Genomic DNA, 25436 nt, shown 5'->3' on the forward strand with positions numbered 1-25436 from the left:
GACGCTGTAATGACGCCACGGGCGCTTTTTTATTCTATGTCGGTTAACTCCCCTGAAGCTGGTGGTCTAGGGCAACGGTTGCGAAATTTTGTGGTGGTAAGTGTAGCTGTGGTGCTCAGTGTAGCCGTGGTCCTGGGTCTGCAAACCCGTACCCCCTCGGCGTCTCTTTCAGATATGGCAGAAGCATCTGTACCGCTAAATGAGGCGATCACCAATGGAAAACCCACTCTAGTGGAGTTTTATGCTAATTGGTGCACTAGCTGCCAGGCCATGGCTGGCGATTTACAGCAACTCAAAAGTGAGTTTCAGCAGGATGTGAATTTCGTCATGCTGAATGTGGATAACAATAAGTGGCTACCAGAAATGTTGCACTACCGGGTAGATGGCATCCCCCACTTTGCATTTCTGACTGAGACCGGGAACGATGCCGGGGCAGCCGTTGGTGAAATTCCAAGGGCAGTCCTGGCAGAGAACCTGGCAGCGTTAGTCGCTGGAAACGAGCTGCCGTATGCCCAGGCTGAGGGACAAACCTCGGATGTGGAAACTGCTTTAGAGCCATCAGGTTCAGCCGATGATCCCCGGAGTCATGGAGCACAGGTAGTGCAGTAGTAGCAGACAGCTCTAATCCACTACTATTTCTCGCAGGGCGGGCTCCACTTTGGGATAGGCGAAGGAAAATCCGGTGGATTGAGTGCGCTCTGGTAAAACTTTCTGACCTTCCAGCACAACCACCGCACCATCGCCTAACAAAGTCTCAATGACAAAGTCAGGGACGGGTAACCAGGAGGGCCGGTTCATCACTTTACCTAAGGCATCACATAGCTCAGACATGAGCACAGGATGAGGGGCTGTACCGTTGTAAACACCAGACATTTTTTCATCGGTTAAACCTTGCATAAATAGGCTAACCAGATCGTCACGATGCACCCAGGAAAACCATTGTTTGCCACTACCAATGGGACCGCCCGCATAAAGTCTAAAGGGTGTGATCATCTTTGCGATCGCACCGCCCATGCCCAATACAATCCCAATACGGATTATGACAAGTCGTGTGCCATGGGCCGTCACCCTATCTGCAGCCTTTTCCCATTCCTGGCAAACCTGAGACAGAAAATCCTGATGAATCGGCTCACTCGTTTCATAAAACTCTGCCGTTTCGCTGGTGCCATAAAAGCCAATAGCAGAAGCATTAACAAGCACCTTAGGCTTAACAGCCGCCTGACCGATGGCTTCGACAATTTTCTCTGTGCCGATGACACGGCTACTCATGATTTCCCGTTTACGCTCAGGGGTCCAGCGTTCTGAAATAGCCTCACCAGCCAAGTTAATCACGCCATCACAACCAGAAATTTCCGCCTGCCAATCTCCCGATTCTTGTGGAGTGTAACCAACGATCTCAACCTGATTAAACACAGATGCCGGGAATACTTTTCTGGCTCGCTCAGGGTTACGGGTAAATACTTTAATTTGATGCCCCGCTTCATGGAGCCGCTGCACTAAGCGAGATCCTACAAATCCGGTTGCCCCAGTTACTGCCACTTTCATTATCAAACACTCTCCTGGAACGGTTACACAGCTGGCTTTTCCTCCATGGTAGCTGCATTCGATCCCCGTTCATAACGAGGGGCAATCCAATCAAAGTCAATTTCGTTCAAGTAGTCTACGGCCCAGGTCGCACAGCGCTGCATCATGTGATACGGATAGATTTGAGCGACGCCCACGACAGGAATATTAGCCGCCTTAGCGGCTTCGACACCCGCAAAACAAGACTCGATCGCCAAACAGTTTTGGGGCGTTAGGGCCAACTCAGGATTCAACAGGTTCAACTGATCAATGGCGGCAAGATAGCTGTCAGGAGCAGGTTTGCTAGCCGCCACAGGCATATCACTAGCAGACACAACCAACGAAAACTGATCAGTGAGCTTTGCCGCAGTCAACACCTGTTCTACATCAGCTCGTTGGGCTCCAGTCACAATAGCTGTGACATATTGTTTGCTGCGAATTCGATACAACAGGTCATCTACTCCTGCATAAAGGGCAAGCTTAGGTTGCGATCGCAACCATTCCCCATAGCCTTCAGCCTTTTTCCGCAGTAGACCATCTAAGTAGTCATCTCGGACAAATCGGCCTCGTGTCTGCAAAATCGCTGTCAATCTGGCTCGGTCACTACGGCCAAGATACATCTCCTGGTATTCCTCCAGGTCAAACCGTAGGTTTTCCGACAACAGCAACTGAGCAATCAGCTGTGGATGAATGTCATCGTCATTGATGATGACGCCATGGAAACCCCAAAATACTGCCTTGAGCATTGTGACAAATTACGCCATTAGAGATCTTGACAAATACCTTTAACAAGGATTGGATCAGCGTTCTAACCCCGTCAGATAGACATTATTAAAGATGTACGTAGATAAGGCACCAAGTATGCCAATAACGCCTTAGTATTAAATATTACCCCCTTGGGGAATTAGCTTCGACCTTCCGGTTTAGTCCATGAGGTTTGTAACTATGCATCTGCTTTCCGAAAAGACTTTACTTAGTCAAACATCCATTCCAGTGATTTTACAGTGGTGGCTTCGGCGTAAGCGACTTGCTAAGTCAAGGAATGTACTTAGTAATCCCGTTGTAAAAAACGTGGATTCTAATTATTTAGATAAGTATCAACGACTTATGGATGTGTACGCTGTCGTTAAATCTGGTGGTGCTGTAGCCCAGATCCAGGCCGCCAATGAGTATCGGGATCGTGAACGCGATGCCATCACTCGACGCCTCAGTCAAATTAGTAATCAGCCTGAAGCCACAGACGAATATCTTCGCTTACAGCAAGAAGCGCAAGAACTAGAAAGCTCCACTCTTTGGAGAATTAATCAACTCAAGGATATTCATCCTGAGGAAGAAAGAGCTGTGCGTGAATACCTACCGCAGATTGAGCAGGTTTTGATCCGATAAACACACCATAGGACAATGTAGAGGCGTTCTATGAAACGTCTCTACCTGTGGATAAAAATAATACCTATGGAATCGTTGGACGTCGTCGTCATCGGCAGTGGCATTGGTGGCTTAGTAGCCGCAGGCTTACTCACTCGCTACGGTCGGCGGGTTTTGGTGTGTGAGAGTCACACATTACCGGGTGGTGCGGCCCATGCATTTCAGCGTCAGGGGTTTACCTTTGATTCTGGGCCGTCTTTTTACTGTGGTCTGGCCGATCCGACATCCTGTAACCCGTTGCGAGAGGTGCTGAATGCCTTGGGGGAAAAGGTTAACACTGTCGCTTATGACCCACTGGGACATTACCACTTCCCCGAGCGCACGCTGGCCATTTATGGTGATGCCAAACGATATCAGGCCTCTTTAGCTGAGTTCAACCCTCAGGCAGCGCAAGAACTCCAGGCCCTAACAGACAAAATGCTAGCGATATACCGTCCCCTAGGGTCAATCCCCGCCTTAGCCCTACGGGCAGATGGTTGGCTGTTTCCGCTACTAGCCCAACGTTTCCCTACAGCTATGCTGCAGATGCTCCCTCAACTTCGGAGCTTAGGGCGTTCGATGGGAGATTTTGTAGATGAAACAGTCCACGATCCTTGGTTACGGCAGTTGATTGATCTTGAATGTTTTTTGCTTTCAGGTATGAAGTCCCATGAGACTGTTGCCCCTGAAATGGCATTTATGTTTGGGGAGCGAGCGGCATCTGTCATTGACTATCCCATGGGGGGTAGCGGCGCTTTGGTGGATGCCCTGATCCGAGGTTTCAAGCGCTGGGGTGGCGAACTGCGCTTAGGTACCCATGTCAGCAAAATTTGGACCGACCGGAATCAAGCACAAGGGGTGATTCTCAAAAACGGTGAACGCATACGCGCTGATAAGGTGATCTCGAATGCCACCCTATGGGATACCTACAATCACCTACTGGACGACACTGATCTGCCCATGGGCTATCGTCAAAAGTCTTTGGAGACACCAGCGGTTGATAGCTTTATGCATCTCCATCTAGGCATCCAGGCTGAGGGTCTAGATGATTTAACGGTTCACCATGTAGTGGTGCATGACACAGACACAGACATCACCACCCCTGGTAATACCTGTATGATCTCTATTCCGTCTGTGCTAGACCCCACATTGGCTCCCGAAGGACATCATGTGGTGCATGCCTACACGCTAGAGCCCTGGCAAGACTGGCAGTGGGATGCAGGCTATGGAGCCAAAAAAGAAGCAAGGGCAAAACCATTGATACGGGCATTGCAAAAAGTGATTCCAGATATTTGCGATCGCATCACTCTCAAACTCATCGGCACCCCGCTTACTCACCAGCGGTTTCTCCGCCGCCACCAAGGCACCTACGGCCCCGCTATCGCCGCTGGGCAAGGCCTATTCCCAAGTTGTAAAACCCCCATTAAAGGGCTTTATCGAGTAGGAGATAGCACCATTCCGGGTATCGGTGTCCCCGCCGTCGCTGCCTCAGGCATTCTCTGCGCCAACAGTCTAGTCAGCCCCAGGGAATCGGCGGCCTTATTAGATCTACAACGATCCAAATCTACCTAATCAATTCAAACCCTATCCTACTTAGATCCAAGGTAATCTCATAGGCCAGTAGAGCACCGTAATCGACACCTGCTCTTGGCGCAAATAGGCCATCATCCGACGATGTGCATTACCCACCGACTTGCGCGCATCAAAGGTTTTTAAATGTACCCATGAGCGCAACGTTTCTCCTTCAGCACGAGCTTGCTCAGGAGCCACCGTTCTTAACCAGCCCTTAACACTTTCAGGTAAAGTTTGGGTCATGCGTATCGGCAACATTCCCGTAGAAAACTGCTGTGCATAAGCTGGCTCCAAAAAGACGTTATAGTTTTTCGCCCCAGACGTGTGCTGCATCGTCACACTCAAGGAAAGCGCCCTTAAATATTCCCGTAGAGTAGCGGCCTGCTCACCGGACAATTCTGGCATAAACGGAATCTGAGTCAGCGCTTCATTCACATTTTCCGGATCGCCCACACTGAGATGGGTGCCGCCAATCACCGCAACTAAATGATTATCGGGTCCACTCAATTGATTAAACGGCCCTAGCTGTTGAGCTAATGTAGGCGTCACCCCATCCTTAGTGCCGGTCAAAATAACGCTGGGTACATTGACATCCGCCAACCCCTTACGACCAAATAATCGACCGACCAGCGGATTCATTGCTATCACTTGGATAATGCGGGAATCTCTCAGATCCGCTGTTACCTCAGGTAGCTCGACTGCCGCACACTGTAGCCAATCGGCAGGCGATAAGCCCACTGGCGTCAGACTGTCACAAAAGGAAGGCAAAGCAGATAAATCTAGCTGTGCTCCCGCTAAAGCAAAACCGGTATAGCCGCCTAGAGAATGGCCAATCAAGACTACCCGCTCGGTATCAAATTTACCCTCCAACATGGGTGACACCTGTTCCATCCAATCCAGGCGGTCAAGAACATAGCTGACATCACGCGGACGATCCAAAAATTCGCTAGCTGGTAAAATGCGGCTCGGCTCTTCCACTGCCGTCGGATCCAAGGGAGTATTACTGAGGGCTTCAACATTACTGCCCACATGCTCCACAGCCACCACCGTGAAGCCATAGGAAGCCAAATGCTCACCCACATAGGTGAGAAAATGCCGATCGGCAGCAAACCCATGAGACAAAACAACCAGCGGTGCCTCTTCCACAAAGGCTTCATCTGGCACATATACATCCAGCGGAATTAGCCGGTTGCGATCGCTATCTACAAACTTATATGAGCGCTGGGTCACCCCCATGGGACCTACCGTTGTGGGGTCGATATCGTCAGGTAGGTCAATGTCATCGCTCACCAGCAGTTCTTGCTCTAGTACGCTACTGAGCGCGTCACCTTCTAACCGGGACAGATTAAGCTGCGATACAAGTGCTAATGCCGACGTTAGGTCTACATCTAACGTGTCTTGGGGCACTGCCCTCAGTACCCCAAGCATATTCAAACCATTGGTCTGTTTAGCCGCTAAACGAATCGCGCCCCGAATTTGCTCCACAGTTAATCCTGGCGCAACACGAGCTAAAGAATCCAGTAATAACTCACCGTTGGGCGATGCCAAAATATCAGCCACCATGCGATCCGCCATCGCCGGATCAAGCACCACCCGATTATTTAGCATTGTTCGAAGTTCAGGTGTTAGAAAAGACTCATAAAGCCGCAGTCGATCTGGAACCTGGCCAGTTTTAGCAAATTCTTCAAGATCGCTAACATAGAGCGTCTGCTTAATTGGCCCTACTTGAATATTCACCCGCTCGGCCGCCTGCACTGGTCCACATATCGCCACCCCTAACGCTACAGCGCTACCCCATACTACTGACTGCCATCGCTTCAACGTCATCAGCTTTGAATCGTTTACAAACGTCAAAAACTGGGCCAGTCGAAGCGGTTGAGCCGCCGAACGAGCAGAATGGATCATAGTTGAACGGGAGTGGGTAAGCGAACGATTGGAAAGCGAGTTCCTAATCACAGGAACATAGCCCTACCAACAGCCATAGAATCGTCAAATCATAACTAACATAGCAATCAAAACTAGAAGTTATCAGTTGCTAAGATAGCGAACCGATTTGACTCCAGTAAGGGCTAATAGATTACTTCACCATAATTAGCCTTAACGCCGGACGTCTCATTGCTAATTTAAGGTTTGCGTATGCCTATTATGTTTGCTGTTTATTCACACTTCACAGATTGGCTCATACCAAACACTAGCAACACCCCGGATATTACTTAAGAATGACCACTCAACGAATCATTGGCATGATGGGGCCAGGCAGTAATGTTACCGAGTTAGTTTTACGTAACAGACGATGTAAAGCTTTATGTCGAGTACCTCAGGCCAGCGTTGGAGCAGAAAAATTAAACATCCCAAACCAACTACCGACTTCGCTTTAGATCCGTCTGAAATCCTTGTCGCTGAAGCAATCGTCGCCGTCTCTGCCGAGCCAATGCCTGTAAATCCACATTCCGATCGGTTTCATCGACAATCTCACCAATCAGGACTTCCAACACATCCTCCAGGGTCACTACACCGGACACGCCTCCGTACTCATCAACCACAATCATTAAGTGCTCACGAGCCGTCTGGAAAGTTTTGAGTAGCTTATCAGAACGCTCAGTGGCCGGAATATATCGAGCCTGACGCATACAGCTAGTAACCGGATCTTTGCCGCGTCCCTGAACTAACGCTGCCAATAGCTCAGCTTTTAGGGCCACACCTAGCACGTCGTCCAAGTCTTCTCCTGTGACAATTATGCGGCTGTGCTGCGACTGCATGATTTCTTGCTGCGCTGATTCAAGGGATTGATTGCCTTGAATATAGGTAATCGCTACCCGAGGCGTCATGATGTCTTCCGCAGCAATGTCATTCATCCGAAAGACTTTTTGAATCAACTCAGCCTCGTCATCTTCAATCAAGCCTTCTTGATAGCCCAACATTGCCAGCAGCTTGATTTCAGCTTCGTTGGTAACGGGGCGTTGATTGCCTTTGATCAAGGGTGCAGTTAATTTCTCTAGCACTAAAATAATCGGCGTCATCAGCCAGGTGAGGCTGCGGACAGGCATTGCCACAAACAAAGCAAACTGCTCGGCATAACGTTCGCCAATGGTTTTGGGGACAATTTCGGCAAACAGAATGATCAAAAATGTGAGGATGCCAGAAAAAATGCCTAGCATCAGATTGCCAAAAAGCTCCGCAGCAATACGACTGACGACAAAACTGCCGACTATATTAAATACATTATTGAGGATAACGATGGTAGCAATGGGGCGGCTGACCTTTTCTCGAATAGCTAGTAAGGCAAGCGTCGCTGGGTTACGATTTTGAGCAAGCTGTCGGGCTTTGAGTAGAGGAATGGACAGCAGTGCCACTTCAGTACCTGAACAGATTGCGGAACCGATGATAACGATCAAAACTGCGATCGCAAGTTGGGCCATGGTGGAAGGAGAAACAACATATCAATAATCAACGGCGAAGGATTGCTATGATTCTGGACTAAGCGTACACAATCTACCTATACGCGTCGCACCCATGAGACATGGGCATTTTGAAAAAGCAGTGGCTAATTCACAATACCGATCCTTTGCACAATGGCACTAGCGCGGATTTGCCGAAGTCTCAATGGTTAACTCTAATAACTCTAAATATAGTTGGCTTACTCCAAATAAATACACAAGCAAACCCAGGTTTTCTAACATCATTGATAATTAAGCTTTAGCCCTAAATATCCGACAGTATTGCAGCAGTTCTGTACTCTTTTAACGATTAGCACCTACTATCTCCATGAGTGAAATCATCCTTGATGTCCGCAACTTAAAAGTCGAATTCGATACCGCCAACGGCGTGATCAAGGCAGTTGATGGCATTTCATTTCAGGTCAAACGGGGTAGAACTCTAGGCATTGTAGGTGAGTCAGGGTCAGGTAAATCGGTCACGTCGTTGTCTGTCATGGGGCTAGTCCCTAACCCTCCAGGTAGAATTACCAACGGCGAAATCCTTTTCTCAGCCCAAGCAGACGCTGCTCCTACCAATCTGTGTCAGGCTTCTCCTAAACAGATGCAAGATTATCGAGGCAGCCGGATATCAATGATTTTTCAGGAACCCATGAGTTCCTTAAATCCGGTCTATACCTGTGGATTTCAGCTCATTGAAGCCATCCAGCAGCATCATAATGTAACCAAAGCAGAAGCAGAAGCCAAGGTTATTGCAAGCCTACAGGAGGTCAAACTGCTGCCCAGGGACGAAGAATTGGCCACACTCGTTGCGACAGAACAGCAACTTAAGGACCGCAATGCTATTGCCCGTGGAGTGCAGCAGCGCAAAAAGGCTATGCTCAAGCGCTATCCTCATCAGCTCTCTGGGGGACAGCTACAGCGAGTTATGATCGCGATGGCCATTGCCTGCGATCCAGACCTCCTGATTGCCGATGAGCCCACTACCGCGCTCGACGTTACTGTCCAAGCTCTGATTTTGGACCTGCTGCGAGATCTGCGGGACCGGCGCTCTATGTCGATGATTTTTATTACCCACGACTTGGGCACCATCGCCGAAATTGCCGACGATGTGGCCGTTATGTATCGCGGCAAAATTGTTGAATACGGGTCTGTGGATAAGATTTTTGCTAATCCAGAGCATCCTTACACAAAAGGGCTATTGGCCTGCCGTCCCCGACCTGAGCAACGGTTACGCAAACTCCCCACCGTAGCTGACTACATGCAGGTTCAAGATGAGCCCAACGGTGAATTTAAAATCTTTGCTCGGCATTTTGACAACGATGAGGCAGCAACTCTAACAGCAGAGGTCACGGCAGAAGAAACAGCCAGTCGTCTCGAAAAGCTGGGGGGTGAGCCGCCTTTAATCACGGTACAAAACCTAAAAGTCGGTTATCCAGTCAAAGGAATGTTTGGGCAGACAACCCGCACCTTTATGGCCGTAGATGATGTGTCTTTTGAGGTGTACCGGGGTGAAACGTTTGGTCTGGTGGGTGAGTCAGGGTGTGGGAAGACGACCCTGGGACGTGCCCTACTACGATTGGTTGAGCCCATCGTCGGCAACATTTTCTTTGAAGGACAAAACATTCGCCAGTTACCTAAAGGAGAAATGCGCAAGCTGCGTCGCGAAATGCAGGTCATTTTCCAAGATCCTTTTAGCTCACTGGATCCACGTATGAGCATCGGTCAAGCCATTGCTGAGCCGTTAAAGATTCATAAAGTCATCCGCAGTCGTCGTAATCTCCAAGAACGGGTGGCCTATTTATTAGAACGGGTAGATATTGATCCTGGCTGTGTCAATCGGTTTCCCCATGAGTTTTCTGGCGGACAGCGTCAGCGTATTTGCATTGCCCGTGCTTTAGCTCTAAATCCTAAATTTATTATCTGCGATGAATCAGTATCTGCCCTGGATGTATCGGTGCAGGCTCAGGTGCTAAACCTACTCAAAGAACTACAGGAAGAATTTGGCCTGACCTATGTGTTTATTTCCCATGATCTGGGCGTAGTGAAATTTATGAGCGATCGCATCATGGTAATGAATCGGGGCCGCCTTGAAGAACTTGGCCCTGCCGATGAGATTTACAACAATCCACAACAAGCGTACACCAAGCAGCTAATCTCAGCGATTCCCGCAGGCACGTTGGAACGCATTCAGGAATTACAGGTAGCAAGAGGTGCGATCGCATCATAACTCTCCCCCCTAGTCAACAACAATATTTTTTACCTGAGACATCTCCGTAACAATATCAGAGTTGTTTCAGTGTGCGTTTTTACACGGCGCTAGAAAGCTGTTTCACTCCACAGTCAATGACACCAAAAAGCAATATCGTGTCCCAAAATAGATCTTCCTCACAATCCTTTTATTGCTGTATTAAGCCTCGGTAACCATCGTGAGCTTAGTCGGGACCAACCAGGCCCTACGTGAAATTATTGAGTAAGTCGCTTCAAGTCACTAAAGCGTTTAGTGAAGTTGTTTCCTGAACAGACCCGCTGATAGATAAATGGTCTGAATATAAAGCCATGAGCTCATGTTGTTACGTGAGTTCATGGTTGTCAGGAACAGATTAGCGGCTTGCCCCCTTAACCGTTTACTCACTATAGAGAAATACAATGGCAAGCCTTGACAGAATTACTCGCCGTGATAACATAAATGACCCTACTTTTACTGCGGATAATCAACTCATATTTCGAGCAAATTTTACATCAGATGTAAGCAACGTAACAGCTGATGACTTTGATATTACTGGAGTGACCGGGGCTACTATCATTTCTATTGCGAGCGTTAACCAAAATGATGCTCAATATGACATTGTCATTGAAGTTCCTAATTTACCGGCGTTCACTGGCACCATAGGCCTTACACCGTCTAATGCATGGGATATCATTGACGCAGGAGACAACAGTGCTGTACCTACAAATGTAGGAAGAAATCAAACTTATGAGCTCGTCGGGACTGGCAATCCTGATACAACAGCTCCTTCAATCACCAGCATCGCACGACAAACACCAGGCAACGCAACGACTGATGCAGATACACTGACGTTCCGAGTGACGTTCGACGAAGACGTCCAAAATGTTGATGCTAATGATTTTGTTATCAATGGCAATACAACTGCTACCATCAGTGGCGTCACCCAAGTTAACGGAAGTGTTTACGACATTGTGGTTAGTGGTGGCAACCTAGCTACTTTCAATGGTGCTGTCGGGCTTGATCTTGCTGTTGGCCAAAATATTGCTGACATAGCAGGTAATACCCTACCCAACGGCGAACCAGCTATAGATGAAGTTTACACTGTTGATAATAGCCTGGTTCCTTCACTAACAAGTATTGAGCGACTAACGCCAGCCACCGCAACAACTAATAGTGATACTCTCGTCTTTCAAGTCACATTTAGTGAAGACGTTCAAGGAATTGATGCAACAGATTTTGTTGTCAATGGAGGCAGCACCGCCTCAGTTACTGGTGTTGTTGCCGTTAATAACAGCAGCAGTATCTATAACATCACAGTAAGTGGAGGCGACTTAGCTAGCTTTAACGGCCCTGTTAGACTCGCATTAGCTGCAAATCAAAATATTACAAACTTGTCCAATGTAGCTGTCCCTGTAGCCCCACCCACAGGAACTAATGAAATCTACACGGTCAGCAATGAAACTGTACCGCCTACACTGCTTAGTATTGAGCGCCTAACACCAGGCACTGCAATAACTAGTGACAATACCCTAGTATTCCAAGCCACCTTTGATGAAGGTGTTCGAAATGTTGATGTTACTGACTTCTCCATCAATGGCAATACCACTGCCAGCATCACTAACGTCACCGCTGTCAATGATCGTGTTTATAACATCACCGTCTCCGGCGGAAATCTAGCTTCCTTCAATGGTTCTGTCGGTATCGATCTGGCTGACACCCAAAATATTACAGACTTAGTAGGTAATGCTTTGCCGGATAGTGAGCCTGCCAAAGATGAGAGCTACACTGTCTCTAACACACAAGGGGCCAGCAGTAAGCTCACTGTAATAGCCGGCAACCTTCTGGAAATCACTGAGCTTGGCATCGCCCAGTCCCTGAACTTGACCATTAGTTCTTCTGTCAACGTTTCGGTTGAGACAATCCGGATATTTACAACAGATGCCAAAGGCAAAAACCGTAAACAGCTTGGTAGCTTTTCTGTCCTTGAAGGCAGTGTCTTACCTGTAGAGTATACCCCTGGCTTCAGTCTTACAAAGAGCGAAATTGCTACAGGAACGTTTTTCCAATTTGAAGTCGAAGAGATTGATCTAAAGACTAATACCACTGTTATCCGTACGGCAACAATTACCTCTGTTAGTGCCACAGAGGTGTCACTAGACTTTGGCAATAATACTAAGTTGACAACAACATTAACGAATGAAGTATCGGTGACTAACCTACTGCTAAACGATGCAGCAGCCATTGATTTGACAGGCTTAACTGGCCAATCTGAGGTATCATTCACGGTCTATCGTGAAGCACGTTTAGATAATACTATTGGCTTCTACGTCACAGATTTTGCGGATGGCCGCATTATTATCGATGAACTGACTAGGGCCACTATCAGTCCAGGGGAAGAAGGCTATAAAGAGGCCGCCCTAGCAAAACAGTTGAATGTACAACTCACAGGTGAGAATGACAAAGTAACCACCTTTGAAGCAACTATCACCAACGGTGTATTCCTTGGCACCTATGTCGTCATTGATGGTGTTGATCCCTCTGCTGGTGAGGTCTTCTTTAGTCACCAAGGCTCCGGTAGCTTTGACCAAATCAGACAAGCTGGTATTAACTCCTTTGGTGTTGAAGACATCATTGGTGGTGGCGACCAAGACTTCAACGATATGGTGATCGCATTTGAGGTGCGCGCTGCAACTGCCTAACTCAATGCGGTGAACTAAGGCTCTAAGTCGAGTTGATGATAAGCCGATGGGTTAATTCCATCGGCTTTTTTGCGTTTCAACAATAGGTACCCTAGACGGTACTATGGGCTATCTCAAGGACGCGATACACTGATCCAGGAATGTACTCATCCTATGTCCAATGCGATTAGACATTAGGGAACTCAATTTAGGGTCAGACTCTGCCGAGCGCGATATCAATCTTGGCTTGGCGGAATACTTTTATCAGAATGCTACCTATCAGAAATTTCTCAGTGGCCGCAAGACAATTTTGGTCGGGAATCGTGGGGCTGGTAAAAGCGCTATCTTCAAATACATAGCCGCAACCGAAATTCGTAAAGGGAATCTAGTTCTAGAGCTTTCTCCTGAGGAGTATTCTTATGAACTACTGTCAGAGCATCTGACGAGCGAAGAGGATGGGTTTTGGCGTAAACAAAGTGCTTATTCAGTAGCTTGGCAATATTTGCTGTATACGCTGATATTCAAGAGTATTGCCCAGACTAAACGAGGGCTACTACTAGGTGCCACCAAGAACATCTACGACTACGTATCTAGCCAAAAGTTATCTCAACAAACTAGCTCCATTATTACGCTTGTCAATTACCTTAAGCGTATTGAGCAGGTCAAAACAAGTACTGCAACTGGCGGTCTTCGTAGCCAAGACTTACAAGCACTCTACAGTCTGGATGAAATTAAAACGTTGTTACCCAGTCTGCAAGCTGTGCTAAAAAATACCAAGATTAAGATTTTAATTGATGAACTAGATAAGGGTTGGGATAATTCAGAGGATGCCAAATTTTTTATTGCTGGCTTATTTCAAGCTACACAAAAACTTAATCTGATTAGTCCTAATTTGCGAGTATACATTTCTATCCGACAGGAGTTATTTGATAACATTCCTCAGATCTATGAAGATGCTCAGAAAATTCGCGAAGATGTGGAGGTCATTCGTTGGGGCAAAAACGAGCTGCTCGAACTGATTGGTCGCCGCATTGTTCATTCGTTCCCCCAAGCTGCTCAGCTCAATGCCCAAAAACTTTGGCAGTCAATATTTGTGGCTCAAATGCAGGCGAGTGGGACGGAAACTCTAGACTATATTATTGATCGAACTCAGCTACGTCCCCGTGAGCTTCTACAGTTTTGTAAGCTTTGTGCTGAACGCATTGAATACTCCCTGGCAGGACGACGGATTGATGAGGTTGCGATCGCAGCTGCCGAAGAATCCTATTCTGAACAAAAAACCCGTGACCTCGCTTCAGAATATCGGTTTCAATATCCCTACCTGTTAGATGTGTTTGAAGTTTTCCGTGGCAAACGCAGTCACTATAACAAAGAGGAATTGGATTATCTGCTTTTGGCCATCGTCTGTGGTGAATATGACGTTGAGCAAGCATCCTCCTGGGTTCTGGACATGGATTATTTGGAGCTTAAACAAATCCTCTGGAAAATTGGTTTTCTCAAAGCGTGGGTACCTCGTCACACCAACCGCCGCACAACCTTAGCCGCTGCTTACCTGGGCCACTACGAGCTGCCTACCATTAATCTCGAAAATATTGAACGATTTCGCATCCATCCCGCCTGTACCAGTTTTCTACACCTAAAAGAGGCGTGCTAGAGCTCGGCAAACTGTAAAATCACCCTATGAAATGGAGAGCAACTCGACCAACCCACCCAATTGAACGCTGGATGCAGTCAATACCGACATGGGTAGTGGCATCCTTGGCAGTTATTGTATTGCTAGCCCTCAAAATTCTTGCAGCTACCCCGACAATTCAGGATGGGCTGCCCTTCAAACTGGAGGAACAGCATTGGACCATGATCGGCACTCTGCTCAGCGACGTCGAATCTATTGCCGCTGTTATTGCCGTAATTCTCTATATCAAAGGAGCACCTGAACGTCGGGCGCAACGTCATTACGAAGCTTGGCAAGTGGTTGACATGGCGGCTTCGGCAAAAATGTCGGTCAGCTATGCCCGGTATAAGGCCTTGGAAGCTTTACACCAGGATGGATTATCGCTTCAGGGCTTGGAAGCCTCTAATGCCAACCTTGCTAAGATCGAACTCCCCTATGCAGATTTAAGTCACTGTAATCTCAGCATGGCCAACCTACAGCAGGCGAATCTTAGGGGAGCCAATCTTCAGGGAGCTGACTTAAGAGCTGTAGATTTACAACATGCCAATCTGCGAGGAGCCAATTTACAAGGCAGCAATCTGCAAGGGGCCAACCTACGCAACGCAGAACTGTGGGAAGCACAGTGGTGGGATGCAGATTTACGCGAAGCAGAACTGTGGTGGGCAGAAATACATATTGAAGACCTGGAAGGAGCACACCTGTGTCGCACCATCATGCCTGATGGTCAACAACTGGATCGAGACTGCTAGATGCCCTATAAAGCACAGACGCCCTAGTCAAAACCTATGGAAAACCACCTTGGCAATCAGGAAAAGCGCAGCATTTTGTCAGGGCAGCTTGGCACATAGTGCACAACCTCAGTACTTGCTGAATGCCATAACTCACAACAGCTATAGACGCAGCAACCGACTGGTGACACAATCGCTCCTGTAGAAATATGTCTTCAACTAAAGATATGTATTCAGCAATTCGCCATCAATCTACCCTTAATATGAAACATATGATTTTTGTGAATTCAATCGGGTCTGCCTCAAGACATTGCTAGCCCTAAAAGAGCTACTTGCAATAGAGAAGAATACTAATGAATAAAGCTCACAAGGTTCCAGCAAAGCCTTGTTAAGACATAAATCAACCTGAAATTCGTGTAAAAATTTTGCATAAAGACGGCGTCCGTCTCAGTGACATAGACCAATAAAATATGGTCAAAATTATTTAGATATCTACTTTTAGCTAGATATCTAAATAATTGAAAGAGAACGGTGGCCTGATGGCTGCATCCCTCAAATGAACGGGCACTATGGCCGATGGATGGGGTGATACCCCAGTAGCAATTCCAACTGAATTAGTTATACCTAGATACTATCCCCCAGCAAGCCAATTGAGCAGAGCTGGTGTCAAATTAAGGGGGGCTGATTTAAGCTGTGAAAATCTGGAGCGAGTGGATTTTACACGGGCTGATTTAAGTGGAGCAAATCTGGAGCGGACACAGCTGATCGACGCGCAAATGTCAGATGTTAACTTAAGCGGAGCTATTTTGACATCTGCCAACCTGACCGCTACGAGTCTCAGACGGGCTAATTTGTTGGGCGCGGTTTTAATGTTCGCCACCCTTGAACAAGCAACTTTATCCCACGCTAATTTAGCGGGTGCCAATCTTACTGAAGCGGAACTTTACAAAGCTAATTTCACCGAAGCCGACTTGAGCCATACCATGTTGCGAAGGGCTAGCTTGATCAATGCCAATTTTCATCGGGCCTGTATGAAGCAGGTCAATGCTAACGGGGCCGAACTCTACGGCATCGACGGTAGTTACGCGCAGTTATATATGGCTCAGATTCAAGGATGTGACCTACGACAAGCAAACTTGAACCATGCTGATTTCACCCAAGCGGTGTTAACTCGGTCTAACCTTAATCAGGCCACATTGATAGGTGCTACTGGTGAAGCTGCAACCCTTGAACAGGTTAATTTAACCAGGGCCAATCTCAGCCATGCCAATCTGACGTCTGCCAACTTACAACAGGCTGTTATGGTCCATGCAACGCTGACGGAAAGCAATCTCTCAGGGGCAAACTTGCAAAATGCCACCCTAGATCATGCTGTCATCCGTCAATGTTATCTGCGAGACATTAACTGGCAGCAGACCTCCGTACAAGGGACTCATTTTTGTCAACCCATAGGGCTATTAAAACGTGATCAAGACTGGTTGCGATCGCAAGGCGCAACCATTCACTAAACCATCCATTAAGCAGTCCGTTTTCCTGAGTCCCAAATCCGATACACAGTGCCCTGCACAGTCGGCTGATTGGGTCGTTCTAGCGTCATCGGCCTCACCTCAAACTCAAATCCATTAGACATCAACGCTGATTGAAACTCTTCCTTGTGGGGACGATCCGGATCAGAAAGCCAACACTCCCCCCCAGGCTCCAAAACGACTTTCATCAGTCGTATTAATGGACTAATATTACGCACTTCGTAGATAACGTCGGCAGCCAGCATCAAGGGAACCCGTAATCCTTCCGGCGGACAGCGCCAGTCCAACGGCATCGTATGAAACTGTTCAAATCCGTTGAGTCGAGCATTTCGAGCCGCAAAGTCTAAGGCGGCGACATCATAGTCAGTAAAGATTACCTCCATACCCAGCGCCAACGCCACTAGGCCGGATAATCCCAACCCACAACCCACCTCTAAAACCCGAGTATCAGCAGGCCAAACATGCTGGCCAAGTGCCTGGCCCAACATCAGCGCCGACGGCCACAGCTCTGCCCAGTAGGGCATGTATTCATCTTGAGCAAAGGCTTTATAGGTAGCCGGATGATCTAATAAGGCATCAATACTAGTGGGTAGCACCAACCGAAACTGCTGTATACGACCATCCTCTAACGGAATCAGAACCTGTTGTTCAACCGTATCCAGTAACACATCGTCAGGAGTGGTATGCAGAAAAGGTTGCACCGTCATGCCACAGCTTCGCCTGTCAACACTTCATCTGGCACCACTTCAAGCCGAATAAAGTCCTGTCGTGGATTGGCATGGACAACCCGAACATCAAAACGTTCCCCCAGAGCTGGCATGCTTTCAAACCGCATCGCCAACTCCAGTCCCAGGTCCTCAATGATGACCAATCCAAGACTTTCATGTTCTCGCAGCCATCGCAACAACATGACTGACCATGCGTGCTTGCCCTCACGCCGTAAGAACTCCAACGCCCAATAGCGTTTAGTCTGGCGTTCTACAGTCACCGCCTCATAGGCAGCAGTGGATACCCCCTGGGTTAGCTCTGTCATTTCTGCGGGAGAGAAAGGCAACGTTTCTCCTCTCAAATGAGCTTTCAGTTGAAAATGGACCAACAGATCCGTATAGCGACGAATGGGTGATGTTACCTGACTGTAATAATCCAACCCTAAAGTTGCATGACGAGCAGGACTGATACCCATCTCACTGCGGGGCATACAGCGACGAATTGCAGAGTCACGCACCCAGCCCGAAGGTAACTGCAATAGCTCATTATCAGAAGGTAACTCGGGTTCAGGTTGGCTACGAAATGGAATAGCTAGTGCATGGGCCTCACCATACCGAGCCGCCACTTCACCAGCCAAAATCATCATTTCTGCAACAGTTTGACGTGACTGCGAGTTTTCCAACACATCAATTGTGATCTCTTCGTCAATCACTTTGATTGATGACTCTGGCATATTGATGGAAATCGCCCCCTGAGACTTACGCCACTGTCGCCGTCGCTTAGCAGACTCAGCAATCTCATTCAACTCAGGCTCAGCCTTGAGTCCCAACTCAAGCATCTCATCAACATCGTCATAGGTAAGTCGATAAGTGGGCTTAATTCGACTCGCCTTGATAGCATATTCTTCAACAGCCCCGGCTTCATCCAGCACAATGCCAAAACTTAGGGCGCAGCAAATTTCCCCCTGACGCAGGCTCATCGGACCAGTCGCTAAAGCCTCTGGGAACATAGGAATCATCCCCGTTGGCAAATAAACAGTTGTACAGCGACGGCGTGCTTCTAAATCAATATCATCTCCGGGCAGCAACCAACGAGTAGGATCTGCAATGTGCACCCAAATCCGCTTACGTCCATCACCAACACTCTCTAGGCTAAGACCATCATCTATTTCACGGGTACTTTCATCATCAATGGTGTAAACCTTGAGATGAGTTAAATCTAATCGGTCAGCATCGGCATCAGGTGGCGGATTATCAATACGCTTCTGCACCATGGCACTAACCTCATCGGGAATTTGGATAGGAATCTGACTACGCCGCAGCGCTAGGTTTTCATGAGGGCTCCACAGGCCCAAATCGACCAGTAGCTGAAAAGCATCTTCAGCTGCTGTTTTGTAGTCAAGAGCCGTTAAGATTTCTTGTGCCGCTACTTTTTGTGAGCAATCTTCTCCCAAAGTTGCATAGCGCTCTAACAGATCTAGACGCTGTCTATCAGTCTTTTCCCATTCTATGGAAGACAAAGAATCTTGCTGATCAGCTCCCTCAGACTGCCGTATGCCAAGAGCTTGCTTTGAACGAGATAAAAATCCTTCCCACTCTAATTTCCGAGCGACCTCACGAGCCTGCTGATGTCGAACCTCATCAACTTGTTTCACCGAACGAGGTTCATAGCGATCGCCTTTACGCTTAAAAAAAACTTTGTCACTACTCAGCAGACAGTAAGCCGCATAACGCAGTGGCGGTGATTGCTCTGAAAACAATAACAAAGCCAAAGAAGCCGGGTCGGTAGCCTCCCCAGCTTCTTGCAAAAATTCCCAGGCAACTTCTAAGCTATCTGGCTCAATATTGGGCTCAGCTTCAGCCATAAAAGCAGCAATATCCGAAGGCTCATAATCACCGTTTTCAACAACGATGTAGGTGATCTGACGAGGATGCAAGACATGGGATTGGCCATTACCATCAATCACCACCCAATTCTTCTTACCTTCTGGGCGATCGGCCACCCCCAATCGAGGGTTTCCCTGCACCTTAAACTCGATCAGCGCTCCCTTTTCCACCAACCTAGATCCTTACCGTATGGTTTCACTGTTGGTTTTACAGTAGTCCAACAATTTACATATAACCCGCTTTACCTAAAGCCGACTATACGAGTTGCTGATAACCAAGAACCTACATGCTGCTGACTTAATGGCCAGCATCTCATCAAGCACTAACCTTCGCGGTTAACGTAGGGTAGCAGTGCCAGTATACGTGCACGCTTGATAGCAACAGTTAAATCCCGCTGCTGCTTTGCAGTCAACCCTGTAATTCGACGTGGCAAGATTTTGCCCCGCTCCGTAATAAACTTGCGCAAAAGATCAACATCTTTATAGTCGATCTTTTCCTCGGGCTTAATGGGTGATACCCGACGGCGAAAATAGGCCATGATGATCTCTACTTAATTTCTTTGTGAACAGTGTGAGTGTTGCAATGGGTGCAAAACTTTTTCAGCTCTAGTCGACCGGTTGTATTCCGGCGATTTTTTTGAGTGGTATAGCGGGAAACCCCCTTAGAACGCTTGTTAGGGTTACTACGACACTCCGTGCACTCTAACGTAATGATAATGCGAACGCCTTTAGCCATGATTGATGGTGCTAGCTAGCAATTATTGACACAGGGGATCTATGATGTCATACCGACACAGCTAGACGCAAGCCACAAAAAATATCTTTTAGCACCAAAAATGATTGATCAAACTAGCGCTCAATATGGCAGACATGCTTAGCCATATCGAGCGCTAGTTTGATCGAATCGTAAGCTCCCGCATTAATACACAAAAGCAATTCTCTCAATCAATTGGGTACAGATTAACCCGCTAAGTTGACCTCTACAACATCCGCTAAGGCATCAGTCCAATGATCAACAAGATCGGAATGAGCCGCTTCTACCATTACACGAATCACTGGCTCTGTTCCCGATGCCCTGACTAGAACTCGACCTTGATCACCCATAGCAGCCTCAGCTTTAGCAATTGCCCGTTGTACAGGCTCACACGCTGCCCATTGGCGACGTTTCTCACGGCTGATGACCTTAACATTTTTCAATCGTTGAGGATACGGATCAAAACTCTGATCAATTAAGTCAGGCAAACAGCATTCGGCTCGCTTCAGCCAATCAGCTAGATGCAGGGCAGTAAGAATACCATCCCCAGTCAAACTGTAGTGATGACAGAGAATATGCCCAGACTGCTCACCGCCAAGCATGACACCGCGCGCAACCATTTCTGCATGTACATATTGATCACCCACTTTAGTACGGACCAATTTGCCACCTAACCGCTCCCAGGCATGTTCAAAGCCAAGGTTAGCCATCACAGTCGAAATAATAGTATCGTCAGGAAGCTGTCCTTGCTGCCTCAAGGTCTGCCCCCAGAAATACAAGATGTAGTCACCATTGACAACACGACCATGGCTATCTACAGCCATGACTCGATCAGCATCGCCATCAAAGGCAAAGCCGATGTCAGCACCATGTTCACTCACAGCTGCTTTGAGGGGCTCCAGGTGAGTCGACCCACAGTTAACATTAATGCGATTGCCATCCGGACGACCGTGCATTACAACCACTTCTGCTCCGGTCGCTTCAAATACTGACTGGGCTACACAAGCAGCTGCACCCCAAGCTAAATCTAAAACAATACGCATACCGCCCAAATAGCGCTGACCTAAAAATGGTTGATGTAGAGAGTCAACATAGCGTTTCACAAGTTCAGGTCGTTGATAGGTTTTGCCCCATTGATTACCAGGATTAAAAGCACTAGTACAAGACCCTTGACGTAGGGATTGTTCAATCTTCGCCTGTATCACCTTTTCTAACTTGGTGCCATTTGCCCCAAAAAACTTGATGCCATTGTCTGCAGGCGGGTTATGACTTGCTGAGATCATAATGCCACCAGACACACCCATATCGCCTGCCATATAGGCCACTGCAGCAGTCGGACATAACCCCATATCCCACACTTCAAGACCTGCTGAAGTTAATCCTGCCGCTAAAGCTGCTGCAATCATTGGACTAGAATTACGGGAATCTTGCCCTAGAATGATCGCCCCTGGCTGCTGCTGACGCAGAATTTGCCCTGCCCAAAATCCAACTTGTAAGGCTAAAGGAGCCGTTAAGAGCTCCCCCGCTCGACTACGAATTCCATCAGTTCCAAATAGTGGTGTGGTTGGCAAATCTAATGGCTGCCAACCTGTACCAAAGTTAGCCTGTTGAGACTCAGGAGAAGACACTACCATACTTGACACTCCAAACAACGCACACTCAAAGTGGAGAATAACATCTGTAAGTTTGTATAGATTAAAGATTGCTGTAGTCTGCCCATGATTGGTTCCGGTAACTCTTCAAGCACTAATGATCAACCTGCAGAATTTTGGGTAGGAGTTGAGCAATTTAATCAGGGAGACTACTACGCCTGCCACGATACGCTAGAAGCCATTTGGCTGGAGGCCAGTCCAAGCGATCGAGCGTTCTATCAGGGCATTCTTCAAATAGCTGTTGGGCTTTACCATCTGTCCAACAGCAACTGGAGAGGGGCCGCTATTTTACTAGGAGAAGGCAGTAACCGATTGCATGCCTACGGGGAGGTCCACGGTGGCATTAACGTTACTGATCTAGTAGACCAAGCAATAGATTGGCTCACTGTTTTACAAGAAACCGGGCCTAATGAAGTCCAAAAGCTAGCATGTTTATTAAGTAGACAGCCAGCGACAGAAAATCATGGGCTTGACCGTGAAGATAGACTAGTAACACCCAAAATTCAACTGGCATGAAAATAATGACTTGAGGCCTCCCCTTGAGATTACAAAACTGTGATGCTGAGCACAAAATCATCCCACTTTATTTATGAAGGAACCCCTAGCTAAGTCGTTCCCCATGTTTAGGGAATTTGTAATTGACAGCATGAAATAAACTATTGGATTAGGTGTGCTTGGCAAAATAAGCAACAATTAAGACCTAGCTTATGAAACCAGTCATGCAACTGGGCTAAGACTAATAAACTGTGACGTCATCAACGTTTAGATTAGGAATGGGCAATAGCAGAAGGCAAGCTATGGTTGTAATGCGAGAACACATTTTTCGTTTCCCTTTTCCAAAACCGTTTCAGATTGCCAGCACTGTGGTGTTTGGCATCGTAGTGGCTGCTAACTATTGGATTACTCCTTCTCAGGCCCAATCCGGAGGCTCTATCAAGCTGCGGGCTGATGTTCAAGAAGCTGATGCTAATACGGGCATTATTACTGCTCGCGGCAACGTCAAGATTGACTACCCTGAAGAGGCAATTTATGCGACATCTGCTCAGGCGCAGTATTACAGTCGTGAGCGACGCATCATCCTGACGGGTAATGTATTTGTACAGCAGGAGGCTAACACTCTACAGGCTGAAGTTGTTACCTATTTAATCGATGAGGGACGCTTTGTGGCAACGCCTAGCGACAATAGTCAGGTGGAATCAATATATGTTCTCCCTGAACCGACTGAAGAACCTGCTGCGGCACCTCAGCCCGAAGAACCATCTACACCTCTCCCAGCACTTCCTGAGGAACTGCCTGAGTTTGCTATCCCCACTAACGAATAAATGCTGTCTCCCGCTGCTAATCCCCCATCATCGAATAGGTTGACCCAAACAGGCACTGTACTTGCCCTGGAAAATGTTCATAAGGCTTACGGTAAGCGCACAGTTGTTCGTGGTGTGAGTCTGACAGTAGCCCAGGGCGAAATTGTTGGTTTGTTAGGTCCTAATGGAGCTGGTAAGACAACCACCTTTTATATGGCCACTGGGTTAGAGCACCCTGATCAGGGGATTGTACGTTTAAACGAACGAGAAATCACGGCCCTTTCAATCCATGAGCGAGCCCGTTTAGGCATTGGCTACCTGGCGCAGGAAGCTAGCATTTTTCGGAACCTTACAGTCGAAGATAATATTCGTCTGGTGATGGAGCAAACTCATGTTCCCCGCCGAGAACGGCCTGAGCGCTTAGCAAAATTAATGCGGGAATTTCGATTGGAAAAAGTAGCTAACACTCTGGGCATTCAAGTGTCTGGTGGTGAGCGTCGCCGTACGGAATTGGCTCGTGCAATTGCTTCTGGCAAAGAAGGACCAACGTTCCTATTTCTTGATGAACCCTTTGCTGGTGTGGATCCCATCGCTGTTTCTGAAATCCAGCATATTGTGTCTCAGCTTCGCGATCGCAAGATGGGAATTCTCATCACCGATCATAATGTTCGCGAGACACTGCGTATTATTGATCGAGCTTACATAATGAGCGATGGTCGCATATTGGCCTACGGTAGTGCTGAAGACCTTGCCAATAATCCCCTGGTACGTGAACACTACCTAGGCGACGACTTTAAACTGTGATTTACCCCCTAAACCTTAAAGAGCAAGATAGCTTTGACTGTTAACTTGTTCCTTGGGTTTCTTTTGCACTCACCCCACCGATAGTGACCATCTGTTTATGGCTACCACATCCCAACCCAATGCTCCTAGTTCAGGTTTTCCTCGGTGGCCATTTCTGTCGATTTCGATCATGGATCGATACATTGCTAAGGAGCTTACATTACCTTTTCTCTTTGGTGTAGGAGCCTTTTCGTCAATTTTAGTATCTGTAGGGGCCCTATTCGATCTAATTCGTAGAGTCACTGAATCAGGCCTGGAAGTCGGTTTGGCCATGCAGGTTTTTGTTTTAAAGATGCCTGAATTTGTAGTGTTGGCATTTCCGATGTCGACACTGCTAGCAACCATGATGACCTACAGTCGGTTTTCTAGTGACAGCGAACTGACCGCATTGCGTGGCTGTGGTGTGAGTGTCCGTCGGATTATAGCACCAGCCCTAGCCCTGAGTATTCTGATCACAGGCCTGACCTTTGTATTTAATGAGGTCATTACTCCTGCCGCCAATTATCGAGCCAAAGTAATGTTGGAGCAAGCCTTCAACTCCGAAAAGCCGCCCTTCCGGGAACGCAATATCCTGTATAAGGAGTACCAAAAGGCAGCTGATGGCAGTGGGAAAGAACTAGGAAGATTATTCTACGCTCGTCGCTTCAATGGGGAAGAAATGCAGGGTTTAACCATCCTCGATTTTTCCCAAGCTGGCCTAGAACAGGTAGTCAGTGCAGAGACTGCCACGTGGAATTTTACGGACAACGTTTGGACCTTCTTTAATGGCACCATTTATGCGATTTCCCCAGATGGGTCCTTCGGTCATATTGTAAAGTTTGAGCAGCAAGAGCTGGCTCTACCCCGTACTCCTTTAGATTTAGCTTCTCGTGGCAAAGACGATGATGAAATGAACATTGCCGAAACGAGGCAGCATCTTAATCAAATTGTCCGCAAGTCTGGAGACGATCGGAGAATTCGCATTTGGGAGCTACGTTTATACCAACGGTATGCGCTACCATTTGTCTGCATTGTATTTGGGATTGTTGGCGCTGCAGTGGGTATTCGCCCCCAACGTACAGGCAAAGCAACTAGCTTCGGCATCAGTGTCGTCATTATTTTTGGCTATTATCTCTTAGGCTTTATTGCTGATGCGCTTGGCAAAGTAGGTACCTTAAACCCAGTGGCCGCAGCATGGCTACCTCCCTTCTTAGGTCTTGCCGTTGGCACTCTACTAGTGATAAGAGCATCCAAGTGATTTCTAAGATGCCTCTGATGCCACCTTGGCCGACCATATTCACTCAAATCAGCACAAGTAAGTTAGTGAAGTGATTAATATGTGCACCAAGCAAGCTATATGGTCCCAAACATTGGGTTAGGAATGCGTCAGTATTGCCACTTGCTTGGCTCGTGATATGACTTATCTCTGACTAGGGCATGCTAGTTCCACCTTAAGAGCATTAGCTTATAGAGCTGCCAACGTTGCTGCTTAATCCAACAACACTAA

Annotated in this window: 21 protein-coding genes; 12 read left to right on the forward strand and 9 right to left on the reverse strand. The window is 47.6% G+C overall.

The genetic code is table 11. The annotated features are described in order from the left end of the window. Positions 1 to 36: 36 nt before the first annotated feature. Entirely contained in the window at positions 37 to 609 is a 573-nt protein-coding gene (locus QGP82_RS19265; RefSeq protein WP_499060710.1) for a thioredoxin family protein, read from the forward strand. 12 nt (positions 610 to 621) lie between these two features. Here the strand turns inward: QGP82_RS19265 and thyD are convergent, their stop codons facing one another. Then, entirely contained in the window at positions 622 to 1545 is a 924-nt protein-coding gene (gene thyD / locus QGP82_RS19270; protein WP_163671234.1) for a thylakoid membrane protein ThyD, read from the reverse strand. A gap of 23 nt (positions 1546 to 1568) precedes the next feature. Then, on the reverse strand, positions 1569 to 2309 hold the full coding sequence (locus tag QGP82_RS19275) for an HAD family hydrolase (RefSeq protein WP_163671233.1): 741 nt from the start codon (positions 2307 to 2309) through the stop codon (positions 1569 to 1571). 199 nt (positions 2310 to 2508) lie between these two features. On the opposite strand from QGP82_RS19275, the gene QGP82_RS19280 reads away from it, so the two are divergent. Then, positions 2509 to 2949 carry a hypothetical protein gene (locus QGP82_RS19280; protein WP_163671232.1) on the forward strand — a complete coding sequence of 147 codons (441 nt, stop codon included), beginning with the start codon at positions 2509 to 2511 and terminating at the stop codon, positions 2947 to 2949. A gap of 66 nt (positions 2950 to 3015) precedes the next feature. Beyond that, positions 3016 to 4539, forward strand: coding sequence for a phytoene desaturase family protein (locus tag QGP82_RS19285; RefSeq protein ID WP_499060722.1), 1524 nt, complete (start codon positions 3016 to 3018; stop codon positions 4537 to 4539). A 21-nt stretch (positions 4540 to 4560) separates the two neighbouring features. Here the strand turns inward: QGP82_RS19285 and QGP82_RS19290 are convergent, their stop codons facing one another. Together QGP82_RS19290 and QGP82_RS19295 are read right to left on the reverse strand one after the other, a co-directional pair. After that, entirely contained in the window at positions 4561 to 6444 is a 1884-nt protein-coding gene (locus QGP82_RS19290; protein ID WP_163671231.1) for an alpha/beta hydrolase, read from the reverse strand. Positions 6445 to 6899: 455 nt separating this feature from the next. Then, positions 6900 to 7958, reverse strand: a complete 1059-nt coding sequence (locus QGP82_RS19295; RefSeq protein ID WP_163671230.1) for a hemolysin family protein — start codon at positions 7956 to 7958, stop codon at positions 6900 to 6902. Positions 7959 to 8304: 346 nt separating this feature from the next. Between QGP82_RS19295 and QGP82_RS19300 the strand changes: the two genes are divergently transcribed. From QGP82_RS19300 to QGP82_RS19320, 5 genes are all read left to right on the forward strand, one after another. Next, positions 8305 to 10203, forward strand: coding sequence for an ABC transporter ATP-binding protein (locus QGP82_RS19300; protein ID WP_499060712.1), 1899 nt, complete (start codon positions 8305 to 8307; stop codon positions 10201 to 10203). 419 nt (positions 10204 to 10622) lie between these two features. Beyond that, the gene (locus QGP82_RS19305; protein WP_499060714.1) at positions 10623 to 12902 is read left to right on the forward strand and encodes a hypothetical protein; all 2280 of its coding nucleotides are present in this window, start codon (positions 10623 to 10625) and stop codon (positions 12900 to 12902) included. A 160-nt stretch (positions 12903 to 13062) separates the two neighbouring features. Then, a complete protein-coding gene (locus tag QGP82_RS19310) occupies positions 13063 to 14535 on the forward strand; it encodes a P-loop ATPase, Sll1717 family (protein WP_163671227.1) in 1473 nt (490 codons plus the stop codon). Between the two features lie 26 nt (positions 14536 to 14561). Beyond that, positions 14562 to 15302, forward strand: coding sequence for a pentapeptide repeat-containing protein (locus QGP82_RS19315; RefSeq protein ID WP_163671226.1), 741 nt, complete (start codon positions 14562 to 14564; stop codon positions 15300 to 15302). Positions 15303 to 15850: 548 nt separating this feature from the next. After that, positions 15851 to 16789, forward strand: coding sequence for a pentapeptide repeat-containing protein (locus QGP82_RS19320; protein ID WP_250565859.1), 939 nt, complete (start codon positions 15851 to 15853; stop codon positions 16787 to 16789). An 8-nt stretch (positions 16790 to 16797) separates the two neighbouring features. Here QGP82_RS19320 and QGP82_RS19325 read toward each other — a convergent pair whose 3' ends face one another. The 5 genes from QGP82_RS19325 to glmM form a co-directional block, all read right to left on the reverse strand. Continuing rightward, the gene (locus QGP82_RS19325; protein ID WP_499060715.1) at positions 16798 to 17514 is read right to left on the reverse strand and encodes a class I SAM-dependent methyltransferase; all 717 of its coding nucleotides are present in this window, start codon (positions 17512 to 17514) and stop codon (positions 16798 to 16800) included. Continuing rightward, positions 17511 to 19571 (reverse strand): ribonuclease catalytic domain-containing protein, encoded by a 2061-nt coding sequence (locus QGP82_RS19330; RefSeq protein WP_499060716.1) that lies wholly within the window; start codon positions 19569 to 19571, stop codon positions 17511 to 17513. The genes QGP82_RS19325 and QGP82_RS19330 overlap by 4 nt, the downstream gene beginning before the upstream one ends. A gap of 152 nt (positions 19572 to 19723) precedes the next feature. Next, positions 19724 to 19939, reverse strand: a complete 216-nt coding sequence (gene rpsR / locus QGP82_RS19335) for a 30S ribosomal protein S18 (RefSeq protein WP_006516707.1) — start codon at positions 19937 to 19939, stop codon at positions 19724 to 19726. 8 nt (positions 19940 to 19947) lie between these two features. Then, positions 19948 to 20136, reverse strand: a complete 189-nt coding sequence (rpmG, locus tag QGP82_RS19340) for a 50S ribosomal protein L33 (protein WP_006516708.1) — start codon at positions 20134 to 20136, stop codon at positions 19948 to 19950. 224 nt (positions 20137 to 20360) lie between these two features. Then, positions 20361 to 21788 (reverse strand): phosphoglucosamine mutase, encoded by a 1428-nt coding sequence (gene glmM / locus QGP82_RS19345; protein ID WP_163671222.1) that lies wholly within the window; start codon positions 21786 to 21788, stop codon positions 20361 to 20363. Between the two features lie 84 nt (positions 21789 to 21872). On the opposite strand from glmM, the gene QGP82_RS19350 reads away from it, so the two are divergent. The 4 genes from QGP82_RS19350 (at position 21873) to QGP82_RS19365 (ending at position 25187) form a co-directional block, all read left to right on the forward strand. Further along, the gene (locus QGP82_RS19350; protein ID WP_163671221.1) at positions 21873 to 22322 is read left to right on the forward strand and encodes a DUF309 domain-containing protein; all 450 of its coding nucleotides are present in this window, start codon (positions 21873 to 21875) and stop codon (positions 22320 to 22322) included. Between the two features lie 281 nt (positions 22323 to 22603). Beyond that, positions 22604 to 23128 (forward strand): LptA/OstA family protein, encoded by a 525-nt coding sequence (locus tag QGP82_RS19355; protein ID WP_163671220.1) that lies wholly within the window; start codon positions 22604 to 22606, stop codon positions 23126 to 23128. Continuing rightward, positions 23129 to 23911, forward strand: a complete 783-nt coding sequence (gene lptB, locus QGP82_RS19360) for an LPS export ABC transporter ATP-binding protein (RefSeq protein ID WP_250565225.1) — start codon at positions 23129 to 23131, stop codon at positions 23909 to 23911. 169 nt (positions 23912 to 24080) lie between these two features. Next, positions 24081 to 25187 carry an LptF/LptG family permease gene (locus QGP82_RS19365; protein ID WP_250565480.1) on the forward strand — a complete coding sequence of 369 codons (1107 nt, stop codon included), beginning with the start codon at positions 24081 to 24083 and terminating at the stop codon, positions 25185 to 25187. The last annotated feature ends 249 nt before the right edge of the window (positions 25188 to 25436 follow it).

It is taken from the genome of Leptothoe sp. LEGE 181152 (assembly GCF_032906605.1).
GTDB lineage: Bacteria > Cyanobacteriota > Cyanobacteriia > Phormidesmidales > Phormidesmidaceae > Leptothoe > Leptothoe turfae.